Source organism: Mucilaginibacter rubeus (assembly GCF_014643835.1).
In the GTDB taxonomy this organism is placed as follows: Bacteria; Bacteroidota; Bacteroidia; order Sphingobacteriales; family Sphingobacteriaceae; genus Mucilaginibacter; species Mucilaginibacter rubeus.
In genome coordinates, this window is the sequence record NZ_BMKD01000002.1 from 450,661 (window position 1) to 472,063 (window position 21,403).

The 21,403-nt window shown below is 42.0% G+C and carries 15 protein-coding genes; 12 read left to right on the forward strand and 3 right to left on the reverse strand.

Annotated features, from left to right (window positions below):
• Positions 1 to 172 precede the first annotated feature (172 nt).
• The 6 genes from IEX80_RS08345 to IEX80_RS08370 all read left to right on the forward strand — a co-directional run bounded on the left by IEX80_RS08345 (position 173) and on the right by IEX80_RS08370 (position 10,513).
• Positions 173 to 958: an amidohydrolase gene (locus IEX80_RS08345; RefSeq protein WP_188832632.1), complete on the forward strand. Its 786-nt coding sequence runs from the start codon at positions 173 to 175 to the stop codon at positions 956 to 958.
• A 216-nt stretch (positions 959 to 1,174) separates the two neighbouring features.
• Positions 1,175 to 2,449 (forward strand): TolC family protein, encoded by a 1,275-nt coding sequence (locus tag IEX80_RS08350; protein WP_188832633.1) that lies wholly within the window; start codon positions 1,175 to 1,177, stop codon positions 2,447 to 2,449.
• A gap of 20 nt (positions 2,450 to 2,469) precedes the next feature.
• Positions 2,470 to 3,573: an efflux RND transporter periplasmic adaptor subunit gene (locus IEX80_RS08355; protein ID WP_229701564.1), complete on the forward strand. Its 1,104-nt coding sequence runs from the start codon at positions 2,470 to 2,472 to the stop codon at positions 3,571 to 3,573.
• 70 nt (positions 3,574 to 3,643) lie between these two features.
• On the forward strand, positions 3,644 to 6,781 hold the full coding sequence (locus tag IEX80_RS08360; protein WP_188832634.1) for an efflux RND transporter permease subunit: 3,138 nt from the start codon (positions 3,644 to 3,646) through the stop codon (positions 6,779 to 6,781).
• A gap of 208 nt (positions 6,782 to 6,989) precedes the next feature.
• Positions 6,990 to 10,037: a GH92 family glycosyl hydrolase gene (locus IEX80_RS08365; RefSeq protein ID WP_188832635.1), complete on the forward strand. Its 3,048-nt coding sequence runs from the start codon at positions 6,990 to 6,992 to the stop codon at positions 10,035 to 10,037.
• A 107-nt stretch (positions 10,038 to 10,144) separates the two neighbouring features.
• A complete protein-coding gene (locus IEX80_RS08370) occupies positions 10,145 to 10,513 on the forward strand; it encodes a magnetosome magnetite crystal formation protein family (protein ID WP_090526902.1) in 369 nt (122 codons plus the stop codon).
• Between the two features lie 62 nt (positions 10,514 to 10,575).
• Here IEX80_RS08370 and IEX80_RS08375 read toward each other — a convergent pair whose 3' ends face one another.
• Positions 10,576 to 11,454, reverse strand: a complete 879-nt coding sequence (locus IEX80_RS08375) for a polyphosphate kinase 2 family protein (protein ID WP_188832636.1) — start codon at positions 11,452 to 11,454, stop codon at positions 10,576 to 10,578.
• A gap of 250 nt (positions 11,455 to 11,704) precedes the next feature.
• On the opposite strand from IEX80_RS08375, the gene IEX80_RS08380 reads away from it, so the two are divergent.
• Positions 11,705 to 14,035, forward strand: coding sequence for a penicillin-binding protein 1A (locus IEX80_RS08380; protein ID WP_090526900.1), 2,331 nt, complete (start codon positions 11,705 to 11,707; stop codon positions 14,033 to 14,035).
• Positions 14,036 to 14,149: 114 nt separating this feature from the next.
• Positions 14,150 to 17,365, forward strand: coding sequence for a DPP IV N-terminal domain-containing protein (locus tag IEX80_RS08385; RefSeq protein ID WP_188832637.1), 3,216 nt, complete (start codon positions 14,150 to 14,152; stop codon positions 17,363 to 17,365).
• Positions 17,366 to 17,447: 82 nt separating this feature from the next.
• Here the strand turns inward: IEX80_RS08385 and IEX80_RS08390 are convergent, their stop codons facing one another.
• Positions 17,448 to 18,449, reverse strand: a complete 1,002-nt coding sequence (locus tag IEX80_RS08390; protein ID WP_188832638.1) for a phosphotransferase enzyme family protein — start codon at positions 18,447 to 18,449, stop codon at positions 17,448 to 17,450.
• Between the two features lie 91 nt (positions 18,450 to 18,540).
• Between IEX80_RS08390 and IEX80_RS08395 the strand changes: the two genes are divergently transcribed.
• A complete protein-coding gene (locus IEX80_RS08395; RefSeq protein ID WP_090526894.1) occupies positions 18,541 to 19,101 on the forward strand; it encodes a fasciclin domain-containing protein in 561 nt (186 codons plus the stop codon).
• A gap of 122 nt (positions 19,102 to 19,223) precedes the next feature.
• Positions 19,224 to 19,703: a peptide-methionine (R)-S-oxide reductase MsrB gene (msrB, locus tag IEX80_RS08400; protein ID WP_090526892.1), complete on the forward strand. Its 480-nt coding sequence runs from the start codon at positions 19,224 to 19,226 to the stop codon at positions 19,701 to 19,703.
• On the opposite strand, the gene IEX80_RS08405 is transcribed toward msrB, so the two are convergent.
• The gene (locus tag IEX80_RS08405; RefSeq protein WP_090526890.1) at positions 19,690 to 20,046 is read right to left on the reverse strand and encodes a GIY-YIG nuclease family protein; all 357 of its coding nucleotides are present in this window, start codon (positions 20,044 to 20,046) and stop codon (positions 19,690 to 19,692) included. The two genes, msrB and IEX80_RS08405, sit on opposite strands and share 14 nt — an antisense overlap.
• A gap of 86 nt (positions 20,047 to 20,132) precedes the next feature.
• Here IEX80_RS08405 and IEX80_RS08410 point away from each other — a divergent pair, with 86 nt between their 5' ends.
• Together IEX80_RS08410 and IEX80_RS08415 are read left to right on the forward strand one after the other, a co-directional pair.
• Entirely contained in the window at positions 20,133 to 20,909 is a 777-nt protein-coding gene (locus IEX80_RS08410; RefSeq protein ID WP_090527624.1) for an XRE family transcriptional regulator, read from the forward strand.
• 75 nt (positions 20,910 to 20,984) lie between these two features.
• Complete coding sequence (locus tag IEX80_RS08415) at positions 20,985 to 21,344, forward strand: DUF4890 domain-containing protein (RefSeq protein ID WP_188832639.1); 360 nt, start codon at positions 20,985 to 20,987, stop codon at positions 21,342 to 21,344.
• The last annotated feature ends 59 nt before the right edge of the window (positions 21,345 to 21,403 follow it).

Sequence of the window (21,403 nt, forward strand, 5' to 3'; positions counted from 1 at the left end):
GGTTAATGATCCATAGTTTATGGATAATAGCCAGATCATAAGTTTGATTTTGGATCATGGTCCATAGTTCATGGATCATAGCCAAATTGTATAAGTTTTATCCGTATGGGTCAACCAATCATCATGCGTTTTTTGCCGTGATCCATGATCCATCAACTATGAACCAAATATTATGGAGAATCTTAAAATTACTGTTTTTCAAGGCTACCTTTTTTGGGAAAATACCGATAAAAATCTTCAGAATATTACCCTCAGGTTATCGGGAGGGATCCGCGAAAAAACAGATCTCATCATACTGCCCGAGATGTTCAGTACGGGTTTTACTATGAACGCTGCCGAATTGGCTGAGCCTATGAATGGCAAAACCATGCAATGGATGGAAAAAACAGCCAAACAATATGATTGTGTGATAACCGGGACTATTATTATTAAAGAAGGTGGCAAGTACTACAACCGGTTAATCTGGATGCGTCCTGACGGCAGTTATGAACATTACGACAAACGTCACCTCTTTGCACTTGGCCAGGAACACAATACCTACACCGCCGGCACCAAAAAGCTTTTCGTTGAACTTAACGGCTGGAAAATTTGCCCGGTAATCTGTTATGACCTGCGTTTCCCGGTGTGGCTGCGTAATATAGAAGCTAATCCTTACGATCTGCTCATCGTGGTTGCTAACTGGCCCGAGCGCAGGGCTGCACACTGGCGTACCCTGATACCTGCCCGTGCGGTTGAAAACCAGTCGTACGTGATAGCAGTTAACCGCGTAGGCCACGATGGAAACGAAATTTACCATAGCGGGGATTCCACCTGTATCGATCCTAACGGTAAGGTAGTTTACTATAAACGTGATGAAGAAGACCTTTATACTTTCAGTATCATAGGTGATGAGGTTGAAAAAGTACGCCGTGCACTACCTTTTTTGAAAGATGCGGATGATTTTGAAATAAATATCTGAAATAACCCTGATTCATGGGATTTGAAGATTTCTTGATTTTATCTGAACCGGAATTTGAAGAATTTATTGAATTGCCAGAATATAGAATTCAATAAATTCTTCAATTCGTTTAATTCGAGTTCAGACAGTTCCCCTTCTTACCATTAGTTTTCTTTCACTTCATACAAAATTCATAACCGTTTTGAAATTTTGTACTGTAGAATTGAAGAAGGAAACATGCGTACTATAAAATCCCTGCTATTTATATCACCGTTATTTTTTAGTTTATTAACACAAAAGGCCGAAGCACAAACAGATACGTTAAAGATCACTTTCCCTGATGCTGAAAAACAGTTCATTGAAAATAACCTGAGCCTGCTTGCCCAAAAGTATAATGTTGATGCCTCAAAGGCGCTCATTCAACAAGCTAAACTATGGGATAACCCAACCCTAAGCACCGATCAGAACATTCATGACGGCAGCACCAATAAATTTTTCAACCACTCAAACGGAGGCGGACAAATATTTGTCCAGTTAAACCAGGTGTTTGCCACTGCCGGCAAACGCGGCAAACAGGTAAAAGTAGCCGAAGACGATGCTAAAGTTCAGGAAGCCGCCTTTAATGACTTGATGCGTAACCTGCGTTATAATCTGCAGCTTGATTTTAGCCAGTTGGGCTCCTTGAATGCACAGCAATTAGTTTATCAAAACGAAATTAAATCAGCCACTGAACTGGTTAATGCTATTCAAAAATCATTTGATGTAGGTAATACCTCCATGAAGGACCTTATCCGCCTGAAAGCTCTATTGTTCGGTTTGCAAAATGACATGGTTGAAAATAACCGCCAGATCAATGATCTGCAAACAGAGCTTAAAACATTACTCCAAACCAAGGAAACCACATTTGTACAGCCTGTCATAAATGATAAGCCGGTTGAAACCGTTGATCTTGATGTGCAATCGCTCATTAGTCAGGCCATGACCAACAGGCCCGACTACCTGTCAAACCAATACCAGTTAAGTTCGGCTACCCATAACCTCGCTTATCAGAAAGCACTTGCAGTGCCTGATGTTACCTTAGGTGTATCCTACGATCAACACAGCAGCTACGCCGCGCACTACTATGGTTTACAAATTGGTTTCCCGATACCGTTGTTTAACCGCAACCAGGGCAATATCAAGTCGGCACAATACAATATCAAAAGCCAAGAGAGCACCCTGAAACAAAATGAATTCCAGCTTAAAAATGATGTAGTTGCTGCTGTTAATCAATATAAGCTAAACGTGCAGTTGTTCTCAACCCAGCAAATCTCCTTTAATGAGCAGTACGACAAACTGTTTGGCGCAATGCTCAAGAGCTTCCAGCAGCGCCAGATAAGCCTTGTGGAGTTTGTAGACTTTTTTGACACCTATAAGGACACCAAATTAAAAATATTGCAACAGCAATTCAACCTGCAAAAAGCAATTGCCGACCTCAATTTTGCCGTTGGCACAACCGTAATAAAATCCTGACTAAACTTTTAAGACTTACTATGATGAAAAGAGAAACGCTGTTTTCCGGCATCTCAGCTTTGCTACTACTTGCCGCTTGCAAAGGCAAGACACCTCCCGCTGTTGAAAACAAACAGGTAACTGTGAGTGATTCGATGGCTAAAATTATCACAATCGATACTGCCAAAATCGCTACCATAAAAAATGAGCTTACACTTTCGGGCGAGGTATCATATGATGACAACACTGTTGTTAAAGTATTCCCTTTTTCAAGCGGGCAGGTGTTAGATGTAAAAGTTTCGCTGGGCGATAAAGTGAGCAAAGGCCAAACCCTCGCCATTGTACGCAGCGCTGATGTTGCAGGTAATTATACCGACCTGAGCTCGTCAAAATCCGACCTTGCTATTTACAAACGCCAGCTTGAACAGGCCGAATACCTCTACAAAAACGGCATCTCAAGCGAGCGCGATTATACCGAGGCTAAAGAAAATTTCAACAAAGCCGAAGCCGCCTACAACAAAGTAAAAGAGCAGATTGCAATCAACGGCGGCGGTAATACCAGCCCCGGCGGTACATTGGTGATCAAAGCGCCTGAAAGCGGTTTTGTGGTTGAAAAAAATATTACGGCAGGCGGCTATATCCGTCCGGATAATAATAACAGCATGTTCACCATTTCCAACATGAAAGATGTTTGGATTTGGGCAAACGTGTTTGAATCAGACATTAGCCGTGTTAAAGTTGGTTATACCGCGAAGGTTACCACTATCGCTTATCCGGATAAGGTATTTACCGGCAAGGTAGACGCCGTTAGTTCTGTACTCGATCCGGACAACAAGGTATTGAAAATCAAAATAGTACTACCTAACGATGGCATGCTGCTTAAGCCGGAGATGTTCACCAGTGTGGTAATAGCCAACAGCGAAAAAGCGCAGTCGGTTGCTATACCAGCTAAAGCCGTTGTTTATGACAATAGCAAAAACTTTGTAGTGGTTTATAACAATAAAGACGATTTGAAGGTGCGCCAGGTAGCGGTTATCAAAACCGTTGAAGACACCACCTATATATCATCAGGTTTGCAAGCCGGTGATAAGATCATCTCAAAAAACCAGCTGCTTTTTTATGATGCCATTGCCGGCAACAACTAACAGGTGGATAAACCAAAAATTGCCTGGTTTTAAAACCAGGCATTTACGTTTTTAAAATACAAAGACAACAATGAACAAGTTCATCAAAAATATTATATACTTCTCGCTCAGGCACCGTTACTTTGTGTTTTTTATGACACTGGTATTGGTAGCTTTGGGTGTGTGGAGCTATACCAACACTCCTATCGAGACTTTTCCCGACGTTACCAATACGCAGATCATTATTATAGCCCAATGGCCGGGCCGCAGTGCCGAAGAAATGGAAAAAATGGTTACCATACCAATGGAAACCGTTTTAAACTCGGTGCAAAAAAAGGCTAACCTCCGTACCACATCATCTTTCGGTTTATCATACATCCGTATTATTTTTGATGATGATGTTGATGATGCGTTTGCCCGCCAACAGGTATTAAGCCGCTTGGGCAACGCTGATTTACCTGATGGTGTTAAACCCGAGGTTGAACCGCCATACGGCCCAACAGGTGAAATTTTCCGTTACACCCTAAAAAGCCACACCAAATCTTTGCATGACCTTACCGCTATACAGGATTGGGTGCTTGACCGCCAGTTTAAATCAATCCCCGGCGTAGCTGATGTGAACAGTTTTGGTGGCGAGGAAAAAACTTATGAAGTGAGTGTAAACCCTTCGCTGTTACAAAAATACGGTCTTACTTCGCTTGATGTTTACACGGCCCTTAATCGTAGTAACATTAACGTAGGTGGTGATATCATCGAAAAAAACGACCAGGCTTATGTAGTGCGTGGTATTGGCTTAATTAATAATATCGAAGAAATTCAGAATATTATTATCAAAAACGTTAATAACGTTCCTATCCTGGCCCGTGATATTGCCGAGATTAAAGAGGGTGGTTTACCGCGTTTAGGCCAGGTGGGCCGGGATAAAAACAACGACGTTATTGAAGGTATTGTGGTAATGCGTAAAGGTGAAAACCCTGCTGAGGTATTAAAGCTCATTAACCAGAAAGTTGTCGACCTCAACAAAAGCGTGTTACCTGCCGATGTAAAGATCTCCACCTTTTATGATCGTACCAACCTGATGGATTTTTGTACCGAAACGGTGATCCATAATTTATGCGAGGGTATTATCCTGGTAACCGTTATCGTATTCCTGTTTATGGCCGATTGGCGCACAACGCTCATTGTTGCTATCATTATACCGCTGGCATTATTGTTTGCTTTCATCTGTTTACGATTAAAGGGAATGAGCGCCAACCTGCTCTCTATGGGTGCAGTCGATTTTGGTATTATTATAGATGGCGCGGTGGTGATGGTTGAGGGGATCTTCGTGGCGCTTGATCACCGGGCTAAGGAAGTAGGGATGCAAAAATTCAACGGGTTGGCTAAACTTGGCCTATTCAAAAATGTCGGCGCCGAGATGGGTAAAGCGATCTTCTTCTCCAAGCTTATCATCCTTACCTGTTTGGTACCAATTTTCGCTTTCCAAAAGGTTGAAGGTAAAATGTTCTCTCCGCTGGCTTACACTTTGGGTTTTGCTTTGCTTGGCGCGTTGATCTTTACCCTTACCCTGGTACCAGCTTTGTCAAGTATCTTACTTAACAAAAATGTAAGGGAGAAGCATAACCCGGTAGTGATATTCTTTGAAAACGGTATCCGCCGTATGTTTAGCTACACTTACCGTAACCAAAAACTGAGTCTCATTGTAGCAATAGCCTTTATGTCGGTTACCTTCTTTTCGGCTAAGTTTTTAGGTTCGGAATTCCTTCCGCAGCTTAACGAGGGCGCCCTGTGGGTAACCGCGCAGCTGCCAATGAGTACCTCGCTGGAAAGTTCGGTTAAGGTAACTGATAAAATGAGGCAGATCCTTTCAACCTTCCCCGAAGTGAAACAAACCCTGTCGCAGGTTGGCCGTACCAACGACGGTACCGACCCGAAAGGTTTCTTTAACGTTCAGATCCAGGTTGACCTTCTGCCTAAAAAAGAATGGAAACGAAGCATCAGCCAAGAAGAGCTGATAGCCGAAATGGATAAAAAACTGAGTCAGTTTCCGGGTATTGTATTTAACTATTCGCAGCCTATTATCGATAACGTAGCCGAAGCAGTTGCCGGCGTACCGGCATCTATGGCAGTAAAAATATTCGGGCCTGATTTCCAGGTGCTTGATCAGAAGGCCGACTCGGTAATGGCTGTGCTCAAGAAGATCCATGGTGTTGAAGACCTTGGTATTTTACGAAACCTCGGTCAGCCGGAGTTTCGTATTGAGCTTGACCAGCGCAAGATGGCACTTTACGGTGTGTCTACTGCCGATGCCAACTCGGTTATTGAGATGGCGATAGGCGGTAAAGCAGCCTCGCAGCTTTATGAAGGCGAACGTAAATTTGATATCCGGATCCGTTATCAAAAACAATTCAGGGATACTCAAAGCAAAATTGAGAACCTGATGGTACCGACACTTAACGGTTCAAAAATTGCAATCAAAGAGATTTCCAAAATCACCACATTAACCGGCCCTGCATTTATTTACCGCGATAACAACATGCGTTACATCGCTGTGAAATTCTCGGTGCGTGGCCGCGACTTAGGTAGCACTATAGCCGAAGCGCAGGAAAAAGTAGGCGCCGCTGTAAAACTTGACCAGGGATATTCATTTACCTGGAACGGTGAGTTTGAAAACCAGATCAGGGCATCAAATACATTAGCGCACGTAGTGCCTGTATGTTTACTGGTGATATTCCTGATCCTGTTCATCACCTTCGGTAACGCTAAAGATGCAGTGTTGGTTATCCTGAACGTGCCGTTTGCGTTGATAGGCGGTATTTTAGCATTACATATTACTAATACAAACTTTAGTATATCAGCTGGTATTGGTTTCATTGCCTTGTTTGGCGTATGTATTCAGAATGGTGTGATTCTGATCTCAGTGTTTAAGAAAAACATTGAAGAAAAAATGCACCTTGATGAGGCCATTATGCAAGGCGTGATATCACGTGTGCGCCCGGTAGTGATGACCGCGCTGATGGCTGCCATTGGTTTAATGCCAGCGGCTATCTCAACCGGTATTGGTTCGGAAACTCAGAAACCGCTGGCTATAGTAGTTATAGGTGGGCTTGTGACATCTACCATACTAACCTTATTGATATTACCTATTATTTACGCAATCGTGTACCGTTTAATACACCTTCGTGAAAACCGTAAGCTGCTGAAAAAAGTAGGTATGATAAAAGGATAAAACTGAACACTAATTATTTCGAATTAAATCGAATTTCACGAATTAGTTATTCTAAAACAAATAGCGATAGGGATATGCCTGTCGCTATTTGTTTTTAGTGACCATTTATTACACTAATAATAAAATAGGGAACTTTCCTGTTAGTAAATATTCGTGGTAATTAGTGTAATTTGTGCACACTCAAATCATATAATTGGTTTTAAATAATATGTCATTGATCAAACCTGTATTCCGCTCTGCTTTGCCGGTCGCCCTGTTGCTTGTTCTGCCTTTTTTATCATTGGCACAAAAGAAAAAAGAGAAGGAAAAAGACTACGCCCAACTGGTTGATCCATTTATAGGTACTGGCGGACATGGGCATACTTATCCCGGTGCGGTGAGGCCTTTCGGCATGGTACAGCTTAGTCCGGATACCCGGTTGGAGGGTTGGGATGGCTGTTCCGGTTATCATTATACCGATAGCCTGGTATATGGTTTCTCGCACACGCACCTGAGCGGTACCGGTGTGCCTGATTACTGTGATGTATTGTTTATGCCAACCACCGGCGATCCTAAATTTAAAAACACCGAATACCGCTCGCACTTCAGCAAAAAGAATGAGAGTGCCACACCAGGTTATTATAAAACACTGCTCGATAAATATAATATTGGCGTTGAGCTAACTGCAACTACCCGTGTAGGTATGCATCGCTACACTTACCCTTCAACCGATAAGGCAAATATCATTATCGATTTGCAGCACCGCGATGAGGTTTTGGATTCATGGATAGAAGTGGTAAATGATCATGAATTACGTGGTTTCCGTATGTCGAAATCTTGGGCCGATAAACAGCAGGTATATTTTTACGCTAAGTTTTCAAAGCCTTTTAAAACTTACGGTATTGCTTTAAATAACCAGATACAAAATGGCCAAAGCAAAGCACAGGGCAAGAATGTAAAGCTGTTTTTGCAGTTTGATAATCCCGGCGAAGTGATCAGCAAGGTGGGTATCTCGTCGGTAAGCACCGAAGGTGCTTTAAAAAACCTGGATGCAGAAATACCTGATTTCGACTTTAAAAAAATTCAGAAAGATGCCAAAATAGCCTGGAACCATGAATTGAATAAGATTCAGGTAGAGGGCGGCGCACCGGCCCCGGCAACCCAAACCCAACCCGTAGGCGGAACCAGCCCCTACAGTTATGCTCCTCCTGCTAAAAAAGTAGTGCAGCCAGACTATGCTAAAATCAAACAAACCGTATTTTATACCGCCTTATACCACAGCATGGTTGCTCCCAATATTTACAGTGATGTGGATGGGCAATACCGTGGTATGGATCAACAGGTACATACAGCTCAGGGATTTGATTATTACACCGTGTTTTCCTTATGGGACACCTACCGGGCTGAGAACCCGCTGCTTACGCTGATAGACCGCAAGCGCACGCTCGATTTTATCAAGAGTTTTATGGCGATGTATGATCAGGGCGGCTTATTACCGATATGGCCGCTTGCGAGTACCGAAACTTATTGCATGATCGGCAATCATTCTATCCCGGTTATAGTGGATGCTTACGCGAAGGGCATTCGTGATTTTGATGCCGAGAAAGCTTTCACCGCCATGAAAGCCGCCGTAAACCGTAACCAGTTTGGGCTGGATAATTATCGCCAAAACGGAGCTGTTCAATCAGACGAAGAAGATGCGTCTGTGTCTAAAACATTGGAGTATGCTTATGACGATTGGTGTATAGCCCAAATGGCAAAAATGCTCAATAAAACCGACGATTACACCCAATACATTCAGCGGGCACAATACTGGAAAAACGTCTTCAACAATCAGAATACTTTTATGCAAGCCCGTACCAACGGCGGCTGGCTGGAGCCTTTCGACCCTGCAGAGATCAACGGCAATTATACCGAGGGCAACTCCTGGCAGTATTCGTTCCTGGTACCCCACGATGTAGGAACCCTGATTGATAAAATGGGCGGCAAACAGGCATTTGAAAATAAGCTCAATGAATTGTTTAGCACACAATCAAAACTTAGCGGCAGTGACATTCCCGATGTAAGCGGATTGATAGGCCAATACGCCCATGGCAACGAACCAAGTCATCACATGGCGTACTTATATAATTTTACCGACTCGCCGGATAAAACCCAGTTTTATGTGAGCCGTATTTTGCGGGAAGAATACAGCAACAAACCTGATGGTTTAGCCGGTAATGAGGATTGCGGGCAAATGTCGGCCTGGTATGTGATGAGTTCTTTAGGAATTTACAACATTGCACCCGGTCAGCAGGATTTTCAGATCGGGATCCCGCAGTTTGATAAGGCAGTGATCAATTTGGAGAACGGCAAAAAATTCAGCATTATTAACCCCGGCGCCGGCATTACCCGCAGCAATATCTATCTGCAGGGCATGAACCTTGATAAAAAGGTGTACAGTAAGCTTTTTATCAACTACGATGATATTATCAAAGGCGGGGATTTTGAAGTATTTACCGGCAGGCTGGCTAATAAGATCTTTACCCAGGATCTGGAAAAACCAGTTTCAAAGATTACGGATAACCTTATCGTACCTAATCCTTACATTATATCGCCCGCCAGGTCATTCAAGCAGCCGTTCAGCATCCAGATCAAAGATCAGGATACTGATGCAAAAATCTATTACACACTCGATGGCTCTGCTCCTACTGCATCGTCAACACCTTATACACAGCCAATTACTATTAGCGATGACATCACTGTAAAAGCCATTGCCATAAAGGAGGGCAAAAGCAGCTTTATTGACGAAGCAAGTTTTATTAAACTCCGCAACGATATTAAGCTAACTATACTGAATAAATACCTGCCTAATTACGCAGCAAAAGGCGATGAAACATTAATTGATGGACAGCACGGCACTACCAACTGGCGTTTAGGCAATTGGCAGGGTTACCAGGGAAAGGATTTTATAGCCATCGTTGATATGAGCGCGGTTAAACCGATCAAACAAATTAGCGTCAGTACCTTGCAGGATAGCCGCGCCTGGATTGTGTTCCCTAAATATGTACAGTTCTGGACATCAAATGATGGCAAAACTTACAAACTGGCGACCACCATTAACACCAAAGTTGATATTAAAGATACCAACGTGCAAACGCAGGAATTTACTGCGCCGTTAAACACCAGTGCCCGTTATATTAAACTGATAGCCAAGCAATACGGCCAGCTACCCGACTGGCATGAGAACAAAGGCAATCAATCCTACATTTTTGCCGATGAAATAACAATAGAGTAATGATTTGATGTGCGGATAAATAAAGTCTGCTATGAGATATCATTTAAAAATGAATAAAACTATTTCATTTTTAAACGGTTAGCTTTATACAAAAAACTTTACCACACATGGAAAATTACAAACCTACCTCTGACGACGGTAAGACCGCCGGCATCATCAGTTATTTTACGCTTATTGGATGGCTTATTGCCTACTTTGCGTTGTACACTAATAATAAAACACCGCTGGCTGCCTACCAGATGAGACAAACATTATTGTTTCATCTCGTTTCAATCGTAATTTCATGGCTTGCCGGTTTTATTATAGGCATGGCCTTTGTAACATCAGGAATATTCATAGGTGCGTCAATCCTTTGGATTATACGTTTAGGCTTACTGATAATATGGGTTATCGGCTTAATTGGTGCTGTTAATGGCGAAAGAAAACCGATGCCGCTTATTGGAGAGCCCGCACAAAATATGTTTTCGGGCATTTAAGATTCAGAATACCATCGCAGACTTACGAAATTTTGAAAATTTCGTAAGTCTTAATATTTCCGTTATTGCTTTTCTAACAACTGTTTAGCCTCCTGTAGTTTTTCCATTTCGTCTTTAGGCAAAACAGGGAATTCCAGCTTCAACTTTTTCAAGGTATCTCTGATTATAGTTGATATCGCGATGCGCGTAAACCATTTCTTATCAGCCGGGATAACATACCAGGGGCAATCATCTGTAGCGGTTTCGTTAATGGCTTTTTCATAAGCTTTCATATACTCATCCCAATGCTCCCGTTCTGCAATATCGCTGGCCTGGAACTTCCAATTTTTTTTAGGGTTATCTATTCGCTTTAAAAACCGCTTTTTTTGCTCCTGCTTTGAAACATTAAGGAAAAATTTGATCACAACAGTACCGCTATTACAGATATGCTTTTCAAAATTGCGGATGCTCTCATACCGTTGTTCCCAAAACTGTTTATCAATATCTTCTACTTGTTTTATCGCGGGGTTATTTTCTTTTAAAACAAGCTCCGGATGGACTTTAACGACAAGCACATTTTCATAATGCGACCTGTTATGGATACCAATACGCCCTCTTTCAGGCAGGGCTTTATAATGTCGCCATAAAAAATCATGGTCATAGTCTTCTGAACTGGGCTGTTTAAAGCTATACACCTGGCAACCCTGCGGGTTTATGCCCGACATGGTGTGCGCTATAGCACTGTCTTTCCCGGCAGCATCCATCGCCTGAAAAATAATAAGCAATGAATAACTATTTGAGGCATAAAGTTGCGCCTCCAATTTAGAAGTTTCAGCTATCAGTTCATCCAAAACAGACCGAGCATCTTCTTTTTCATAACCATCACTAAATGCAGGATCATGATCATTCAGTGAAAATTTGCTATTACTTGGTACTTTAAATTGTTCTGTTAAACTTTTCATATAAATAGATATCCGTACAAAGTACAAAAACCACATTAAAGTTTTAGCAACTTGATTTCAAATACACGCGGCAACTTTCAATAGGCGATTTTTTATATCCAAACAGCTTTTGATTTATTTATTGTGTACTTTGCACAATATAAATATGTATTATGCCAGTGTTAACCTAAAATTTACCTGTCTATTTTACGTTGTTTATATTTGTTAAACTGCACTATGATATAGTGTCATAATTTTACATCTTTACCCAATGTTCAGACGTATACGCAACCGATTTCTGAGATATTTTGTCATATTCATTTACTTCGTAATTATATTCTTTTGTTCTATTGAGCTTAACTTCCTTTGGCTTTTCGGATACTCACCTGACATGCAGGATATTAAAAGCCCCGTACTTTCGGTGGGATCAGAAGTTTACACTGCCGATGGAAAGCTAATAGGCCAATATTACAAGGAGAACCGCTCACCAATTGAATTTAAAGAGATCTCCCCCAACCTCATAAACGCCCTTGTGGCAACTGAGGATGTACGGTTTTACAGTCACGGCGGCGTAGATTTTTACTCCTTTTTTACCAGTGTACTCTCAACAGCCAAAGGCGACCGCCGCGGCGGCAGTACCATAACCCAGCAGTTAGCCAAAAACCTTTTTGAAACACGTAAAAAGAAATCGCAGGGCGTCATTAAGCATATCCCGGTACTGCGTACCATTGTTTATAAATGCAAGGAATGGCTTACCGCTTTTAAAATTGAGCACGTTTACAGCAAGCAGCAAATATTGACGCTGTACTTCAATACCGTGCCCTTTGGCAACAATTCATACGGTATTAAAACAGCATCGTTAAAATATTTTAATAAGCAGCCCGGCACCTTAAACCCTGCCGAATCAGCCTTACTTATCGGCATGCTGAAAGCCACATCGAGCTACAACCCCATTAAAAATCCGCAGCGCGCTACCGAAAGGCGCAATACTGTATTGGGACAAATGGAAAAATATAAGTTCCTCACTGCCGACCAGTATAAAAGTAACGTCGCATTGCCACTCGGGCTCGACCTGAGTTATGTTGAAGACGACTCCCACGGCGATTCATACCTGCGCCGCGCCGTTGAGAAATGGCTGGATAAATGGTGTAAGGAAAATGATTACAACCTTTATGAAGATGGCCTGAAGATCTATACTACCATCGATTCAAAAATGCAGCAATATGCCGAAGAAGCTGTTACCGAAAAAATGAAGATGCTGCAAAAACGCTTCTATAACCTTTGGGGGAACAAAAATCCGTGGCGCGATTCAAAAGGCGTTGAGATCAAAGATTTCATCCTCAAAAACGAACAAAGGCTCCCTATTTACAAGCTACTTGAAAAAAAATACGGCGGTGATACGATTAAGATCCAGGATTACTTTAAAACGAAAAAACGGATGACCGTGTTTACCTGGCATGGAGAACAGGACACTACTTTTTCTACTATAGATTCTATAAAATATTACGCTAAGATCCTGAACACCGGCATGATGACACTGGAGCCATCAACCGGTAAAATAAAAGTTTGGATTGGTGGTATCGATCATCGTTTCTTTAATTACGATCACGTAAACCAAAGCCGCAGACAGGCAGGCTCCACCTTTAAGCCATTTGCCTATTTAACAGCGCTTGATAATGGCTTTACCCCTTGCGATAAGTTTACCGACAAGCCGGTATCCATCAAGTACAAAGACAATGGCGAGGACAAAGTTTGGGAGCCTAACAATGCCGACTTCCATTTCTCCTATCGTGAAATGTCACTGCGCTGGGCTATGGGTAAATCTGTAAATTCCATTACGGCACAACTAACCGAAAAAGTGGGCTGGGATAAAATTGTGGAATATGCTCACCGCTGCGGCATCGAAAGCCCTTTAAAGTCCGTTCCATCGGTATCATTGGGTTCAAATGATGTTTCGGTTTATGAAATGGTTAGGGCTTATAGCACCTTTCTTAACAAGGGTGAAAAATTGGATCCGTTACTGGTCACTAAAATCACTGATCAGCAAGGCAATGTGATACAGGAGTTTAAGCTTAAAACCGAGAAAGTCTTAAGTGAAGAAACTGCCTGGCTGATGCTTTACATGTTCCGCGGGGGGATGGAAGAACCTGGCGGAACCTCACAGGCGCTTTGGGAATACAACGGCCTTTGGAAAAAAGACAACCAGATAGGCGGCAAAACCGGTACATCATCCGATTATGTGGATGGCTGGTATATGGGTATCACCAAAGATCTGGTAACAGGCATTTGGGTTGGTGCTGATGACCGTTCAGTACACTTTACCACATCCGAAACCGGCGAAGGCTCACATACGGCGTTGCCTATCTTCGGCAGGTTTATGGAAAAAGTATATGCCGATCAGTCGTTAGGTTATACTTACGGACCATTCCCCAAACCATGGACCAAGATCACCAAAACTTATAATTGCCCATCGCCGCATATTGAAGAAGATACAACTTCAACTGATAGCATAAGCAACCCTATTGATACAACAGGCGTAACACCTGTACAGGAAAACAATCCGGAAAACCCGGAAAGCACACCGCCTAATAACCAACGGTAAACGGATACAGGCGTTTTTTTCCATACTGTGAAGAGAAAATGAATAAGGTTGTTTTTTGAACTAAGAACAACCTTATTTTATTAAATTAGCCATATCTATTTAGTTAAATAATATATGAATAAAGTTTACTCACTTTTCAATAGAGTTAAAAAGCACACCATTATATTCATTTGTTTTGTTGGCTCGCTGTTGATAAGCATCAATGCCAGGGCACAATATTTTGGCCAAAACAAGGTAAGGTACAAAAACCTTAAGTTTAACGTTTATAAAACCCCTCACTTCGAGATTTACTATTACCTGAAAAACGATAGTATGGTAAAACGCTTTGCCCAGGAAAGTGAGCTTTGGTATACCTTGCACCAACAAGTTTTCAGAGATACCTTTAAACACGCCAACCCGATAATCCTATACGCCAACCATCCCGATTTTCAGCAAACAACCGCTATTGATGGTGAAATTAGCGTTGGCACCGGCGGTGTTACCGAAGGCCTTAAAAACCGTGTGGTAATGCCGGTGATGGAAACCAACCAAACCACAAGGCACGTAATAGGCCACGAGCTGGTGCATGCGTTTCAGTATCGCCTGCTGATGGGACATGATTCGTCCGAATATGAAAATATAAACAACATTCCGCTTTGGATGATTGAGGGTATGGCCGAGTACCTGTCCTTAGGTAAGAAGGACAGCTATACAGCCATGTGGATGCGTGACGCGTATTTGAACCATGATATCCCTACCGTTCGCGATCTTACCGAAAGCAGCAAATACTTCCCTTATCGTTATGGCGAAGCATTCTGGTCATTCATAGGTTCAACTTATGGTGATACGGTTGTAGTGCCCTTCTTTAAAAACGCGGCCAAATACGGTTTAGAGTATGGCATCAGGCGTACGTTTGGTTATGATGATCGCACCCTCTCCCGACTTTGGAAAAACTCTATCGAGGCTACTTATAAACCCTTTTTAAAGGATACCACTCAAACACCTAAAGGCATCAAACTGGTTGACAGTAAAAACGGTGGCGACCTTGTGGTTGCCCCGTCCGTTAGTCCCGATGGTAAATATGTCGCCTTTTTATCAGCCAAAAGTTTATTCAGCATTGATCTTTATTTGGCCGATGCTAAAACAGGGCGCATATTACGAAAACTCACGAGTAAGGTATCCAATACCCATATTGATGAGTTTAACTTCATCGAATCGGCGGGTGCATGGTCGCCGGATGGAACTAAATTTGCATTTAGCGTATTTAGCAAGGGCCGTAACAGGCTTGATGTAGTTGACCTGAAAAGCGGCAATGTAATTGACGATATTTCGATGGAGCAGGTAGGTCAGTTCAGTAACGTTTCATGGTCGCCCAATGGCAAGGATATTGTTTTCCAGGGATTGGTTGAAGGGCAGAGCGATTTGTATTCTTATAACTTCGATACCAAAAAGATTACGCAGCTTACCAACGATAAGTTTTCTGATTACCAGCCAAGCTATTCGCCGGATGGTAAAAAGATCATCTTTTCAAGCGACAGGACTACGTACGATCAAAGCCTGGAACAGGATATCCCTTTTAACCTTGCCGAACTTGATCTAACAACGGGAAAAGTAACCGATATTAAGATCTTCAATGGCGCAAACAATCTGAACCCGCAATATTCGGCTGATGGCAAGCAGATCTACTTCCTGTCAAACCGCGATGGCTTCCGTAACCTTTACCGCTATACTATCGCGTCGCGTCAGATAGAACAAATGACCAACCTGTTTACCGGCATCTCCGGCATTACAGAATATTCACCGGCATTAAGTATTTCCAATCACGATGATGTGGTTTACTCTTACTATCGCGCGCAAAAATATTCCATTTATAACGCCAAAGCGTCCGACTTTACTCCTGTTGTTGTGCAGCCGGGTGAAGTTAACTTTGCAGCAGGCACTCTGCCGCCAAACCGCTCTGTTGGCGTCGACCTGATCAACTCTAACCTGAACAACTTTTTAGCCTACCGTAAAATCCCGACTGATTCTGTTAAAGCAATCCCATTCCGTTCAAAATTCAAACTTGATTACCTTGCCGGTAGTGGTATAGGTGTTGGTGTAAGTAACTTCTATGGCACGAGTCTTTCAAGCGGGATCCAGGGTGTATTTAGTGATATTTTAGGCCGCAACCAGATCTTTGCCGCGGCATCGGTAAACGGGCAGATCTATGATTCAGGTGCTGCTGTAACCTACGTAAATCAAACCGGCCGCTGGAACCTTGGTGTGGGCGTTTCCCACATCCCTTACCAGTTCGGCTTCAATACAACCACTTACCCGGTAAGGAATGTGGGCGGTAAAAATCAAACCGTTTATTCTGATAACATTGACATTATCCGCAATTTTGAGGATGCGGGCAGGGTGTTTACCTCATACCCTATTTCCAGGACAACACGCTTTGAAGTGAGCGGAGCAGCCTCACACAACTATTACCGTGTTGACCGTTACAGCGATTATTACCTGCTTGATACCGCTATGGTAAATGGCAAACCCCAGGTAGGTATTGGTAACTACATCACATCCGACAGGAAAAAAATCCCTAACGAAGAAGAGTCTGCAACCCTTAATCAAAACTACGGTTCCACTTATTTCTATAACTTAAAATCATATTCCATTTTAACGCTTTCAACCGCGCTAATTGGTGACAACTCATTTTTTGGCGTTACAGCACCGTTGAATGGTTTCAGGTACAGGCTGGAAGCCGGTTATAATTTTGGCACCTATAAGTTCTTTGCGCCAACAATTGATGTAAGAAAATATGTACGTACAGCACCGGTTACCTTTGCTGCCAGGTTTTTTGCAACCGGTCGTTTTGGCGACGATAAAGGGCTTTATCCATTATTTGTGGGCTATCCTTTTTATATCAGGGGTTACGAAGGCCAAACATTTTATAACAACGGCAAGGCTTCGACTAATGGCTTTACTATCGATCAATTATCAGGCAGTCGTTTAGCTGTGTTTAACTTTGAGGTGCGCTTGCCATTTACCGGTCCCGAAAAATTGGCTGCTATTAAATCCAAATTCCTGTTTACCGATCTTAACTTGTTTTTTGATGCGGGATTGGCCTGGAATGCCGGCGATCATATCTATTTTCAGAAAGATCCTCCGGTGATTGGTCAGCAGGATTTTATAAACTCTGATGGTACTACTACAACACAAAACATTTACGGCCGGGTACCTGCATTGAGTGCAGGTATTTCCCTGCGAATAAACGTTTTTGGTGCCTTTATATTAGAGCCTTACCTGGCTGTTCCATTTAACCGCAGCGATGTTAAAAAACCGTTGTTTGGTTTAGGTTTTACACCAGGTTGGTAATATGTAATATCACTTATATGATGATAAAACAGAAAAAGCGGCTGCATGGCCGCTTTTTCTGTTTTATATGCCTAACAATAAGCTATGACAATAAAAGATGAGCTGTCTCCATCCATTTCTTAATCAATGCGACGCGGTCTTTCATAAACTTAGGCCCCCAGAACAAATTCGACCAGTCATCAAAGTTTTCATACTGAAAGCCAAAATAAAACACCCAAAATCCAAAACCTAAATATGGTATGGCTGCTATTTCTTCATTTGATAAGGGCCGTACTTTACAGTAATTATTAACAAAAGTCCGGAAAGCATCACGCGCTTCTTGCTCAGTGATTTTTCCGTAGGTAAACTCTAAAAAATAGTGAATAAAAAAAGATGTAATATCATAAGCCAACAGACCTTTACCTACGAAATCAAAATCAAAAAAAGTTATTTCACCCGCATCATCGAAATGAAAGTTTTTCGGAAGAAAATCAAAATGGCAATAGCCATAGCTAAAACCTTCATCAAACTGATTATACCTCTCCATTACTTCAGCGGCAGTTTGCTTTAAATAGGCATGGTCATCTTCAAGGCCTGCAAATGCAGGCTCAAGTATTTTAAGTGGATTAACGATAACAGTTTCTATTGAGTACGTATGACGGTGATAGCTAAGTTCAATTGCAGATGTAATATTATGTATCACAGCCATCTCCCTTCCAACGGTTTCAATCTGCCGATCATTCATAGTATAAACAACGTTACCTTGTGCCCATGCAAACAAAACACCATACCGGGTTCCTTCAGCAGCATTGAATACCTGTAACATTTCACCGCTTTTATCAGAGATAGGTCGGGACACTTTTGCACCTCTTTGAAATAGGATAGTTAATAACTCTACCTCGCCTTTGATCTCTTCCAGCTTTCGGTGCGCATCCCTGTAAATTTTAAAAATGTACTTTTCGGCTGCATTTTCTATAATATAAGTGTCGCTCACATTGCGGATCAATAACCGGCACGTTGTATGACTTAAACCATAACTTTCCTGAAGTTTTATATTCAGTGCTTTTGATGATAAGGTTGAGTATTGCGTAGGGAAGATTTCCATAGGTTAACAAAGGTAGCTTATAATCTACAACCCGGCTATCCATTTTAAAACCTATTTATATTTTGTATGTTTAACCTATAACCTACACACTATGAAAAAGTTACTGCTTTTAATATCCATTGTATTTTGCCCGGCATTATTGCTGGCCCAAACCGACAGCAAAAGCAGTAATACAACAACAATGCTTCCTGCCAATGATATTGTAAAAAACATATCTGTAGCGCCCAATACGCATACATTTTATATTTTCATTCAAAAAACAAACCTCGCACTCACTTACACAAGCCGCGGGCCTATCACCGTATTTGTACCGATTGATGGCGGGTTTAGCGACATGCCTACCGGTAAGTTCGACTCCCTTGCCAAACCTGCGCATATTTGGGAACTTACAGATTTAGTAGCTTATCATGCCATTGCAGGACAGCTAAAGGCAAGAGACATTCAGAAAAAGATCAATAAAGGAAAAGGCATAGCCACATTTACCACACTTTCGGGTGGTAAATTATTCGCTAAAATAGATAGCAACAGTAATATTGTTTTGATTGACGGCAATGGCGGTAAAAGTACAATCAGTCAGGTTGATATTAAACAAAACAACGGTATAGTACATCTGGTAAACAAAGTACTGGTACCCAAAAAGAAGCTCATATAAACAGACTGCCAAATGACAATCCCCATATAATAAAATTTCGTATTTGAGTTAAAGCATATAGTAGTTTCCGGCAACGAAAAGGAAGCATCTATAATTAAGATAACATCAAAACATAATGGGTTATGAAAACACTCATCTTAACAGTGATAGCTTTAAGTATCCTGATAGCATTTGGATGCCAAAATACCAACGGACAGGACGCTAAACGTAAACTGAGCAAACCTGCCGATGAATGGAAAAAGACGCTTACATCCAATCAATACCATATTATGGTTGAAAGCGGCACCGAGCCTCCCTATCAGAACGAGTATTGGAACAATCATGAAAAAGGTGTTTACGTAAGCGCCGCAACCGGCGATACGCTATTCACCTCTGATGACAAATTTGATAGCGGTACGGGCTGGCCAAGTTTTGTTAAACCTGTCGACTCGAAAAAAGTAGCAATAATTACTGATAACAGCTACGGCATGAGCCGTGATGAAGTTATTGAAAAAAGTACAGGCTTACACCTTGGCCACGTATTTGATGACGGACCTGCCGACCGCGGCGGCAAAAGGTACTGCATGAACTCAGGGGCTTTAAAATTTATTAAAAAGCCATAACCCTGCGGTTCACATTTAAGGACGGGCGTAGCTGCGGCCTTACACGTAAGCCCTGCTCATATTTTAACCCAATGGTCAAATCTATCCAGTCGGCATTAACAGATCTGATCATTTTTTCTTTTTGCGGGCGTGTAAAAGTGCTCACCACTTTAAAACGTTCCATTGCCTGCTCTTCGGTATTGATCTCCTCAAAGTAAACCAAACGGTTAAGCTGCTGCGCATTGTCGAAAAACAAAGTCGGCATTTCGCTGTAAAACTGGATGGTTTTCATCAGGTCTGAACATAAGCCTACATGCAGATTTTTACGGTTCCTGTCGGTAATGATATAAACAAAACGTTTCATTTTATGATAAAAAATTTGGTGAACAGATAATTATTACTAACTTTATGAGCATAAAATTACTAATAAATTTAGCAAATCCAAATTTTATGTCAATAATTTCACAAAATATTAAGTTTCTCCGCAAAAAGAAGGGTTTAACGCAACAGCAATTTGCGGATGAATTAGGTATAAAACGTTCATTAGTAGGCGCATACGAAGAAGACCGGGCCGATCCCAAATACGACTTACTAAAAACATTAGCAACCTATTTTGATGTTACTATTGATGACTTTATCAACGAAACCATCAACGAAAAATGGCAGCCAAAACCAAAAGGCAACCCCGCCAACCTGCGGATCCTGAGTATTTCTGTTGATAAGGAAGAAAATGAAAATATAGAAATGGTGCCCGTAAAAGCCAGCGCCGGATACCTTAATGGTTATGCCGATCCTGAATACGTGGCACAGCTTCCGAAGTTTTACCTGCCTATGTTTAAACAGGGCACTTACCGCGCTTTTGAGATCAAAGGCGACTCCATGCTCCCACTTGTATCAGGCACTATTATAATAGGTGAATATGTAGAAAACTGGGGCGATGTAAAAAGCGGCGAAACTTATGTGGTAATATCTAAAAATGACGGCGTGGTTTACAAACGCATTGGCAATAAATTTAAGGAGAACAAAAAGCTAAAGCTTATTTCTGACAACCCGGTTTACGAACCTTATGAAATATCGGGCGAGGATGTACTGGAACTGTGGAAAGCAAAAGGTTATATCTCCACCCAATTGCCATCGCCCTCACCGGAGCCAACCATGGAGAGCCTTACAGCAATGATGGCCCAGATGCAGCGCTCTATATCTAACTTACAGCAAGGCAACAATTAAGTTACATCGGCTTTTTTAAACTATTACGATATATCTTTATCATACTGATAAAACGTAAATTAAATTAAAAAAGCTATGAAAAAATTATTGTTAATGTGCTGCTTCCTTTTAGGAATTTCTGCAGCCAGCTACGCGCAGGGCGGCATGAGGAGAAGCCCCGAAGAAAGAGCAAAAGAATTGCAAACCCAGCTTAAATTAACAGACGATCAAACAACCAAGATCACTGCGGTTTATAAAGAGCAGGCAACCAAAATGGACAGCGTACGCACTGCGGCCAATGGCGACAGGGATGCAATGCGCTCTGCCATGCGCCCAATGATGGAAGCAACTAACGCCAAGATCAAAGCTATTTTAACAGCCGAACAAGCTGCGGCTTATGATAAGGCCATGAAAGAAAGAATGGACCGCATGCGCCAGGGCGGCGGTGGCCAGTAAACATTTATAACATACAAGAAAGCGACCAATGGTCGCTTTTTTTATTTTTGCACAAACGA

Bases quoted from the DNA above. Each gene is read 5' to 3' on its own strand.
- IEX80_RS08345 (WP_188832632.1), top strand. From the start codon at position 173: ATGGAGAATCTTAAAATTACTGTTTTTCAAGGCTACCTTTTTTGGGAA.
- IEX80_RS08395 (WP_090526894.1), top strand. From the start codon at position 18,541: ATGAAAAAGTTACTGCTTTTAATATCCATTGTATTTTGCCCGGCATTA.
- IEX80_RS08365 (WP_188832635.1), top strand. From the start codon at position 6,990: ATGTCATTGATCAAACCTGTATTCCGCTCTGCTTTGCCGGTCGCCCTG.
- msrB (WP_090526892.1), top strand. From the start codon at position 19,224: ATGAAAACACTCATCTTAACAGTGATAGCTTTAAGTATCCTGATAGCA.
- IEX80_RS08380 (WP_090526900.1), top strand. From the start codon at position 11,705: ATGTTCAGACGTATACGCAACCGATTTCTGAGATATTTTGTCATATTC.
- IEX80_RS08390 (WP_188832638.1), bottom strand. From the start codon at position 18,449: ATGGAAATCTTCCCTACGCAATACTCAACCTTATCATCAAAAGCACTG.
- IEX80_RS08410 (WP_090527624.1), top strand. From the start codon at position 20,133: ATGTCAATAATTTCACAAAATATTAAGTTTCTCCGCAAAAAGAAGGGT.
- IEX80_RS08355 (WP_229701564.1), top strand. From the start codon at position 2,470: ATGATGAAAAGAGAAACGCTGTTTTCCGGCATCTCAGCTTTGCTACTA.
- IEX80_RS08375 (WP_188832636.1), bottom strand. From the start codon at position 11,454: ATGAAAAGTTTAACAGAACAATTTAAAGTACCAAGTAATAGCAAATTT.
- IEX80_RS08360 (WP_188832634.1), top strand. From the start codon at position 3,644: ATGAACAAGTTCATCAAAAATATTATATACTTCTCGCTCAGGCACCGT.
- IEX80_RS08405 (WP_090526890.1), bottom strand. From the start codon at position 20,046: ATGAAACGTTTTGTTTATATCATTACCGACAGGAACCGTAAAAATCTG.
- IEX80_RS08370 (WP_090526902.1), top strand. From the start codon at position 10,145: ATGGAAAATTACAAACCTACCTCTGACGACGGTAAGACCGCCGGCATC.
- IEX80_RS08385 (WP_188832637.1), top strand. From the start codon at position 14,150: ATGAATAAAGTTTACTCACTTTTCAATAGAGTTAAAAAGCACACCATT.
- IEX80_RS08350 (WP_188832633.1), top strand. From the start codon at position 1,175: ATGCGTACTATAAAATCCCTGCTATTTATATCACCGTTATTTTTTAGT.
- IEX80_RS08415 (WP_188832639.1), top strand. From the start codon at position 20,985: ATGAAAAAATTATTGTTAATGTGCTGCTTCCTTTTAGGAATTTCTGCA.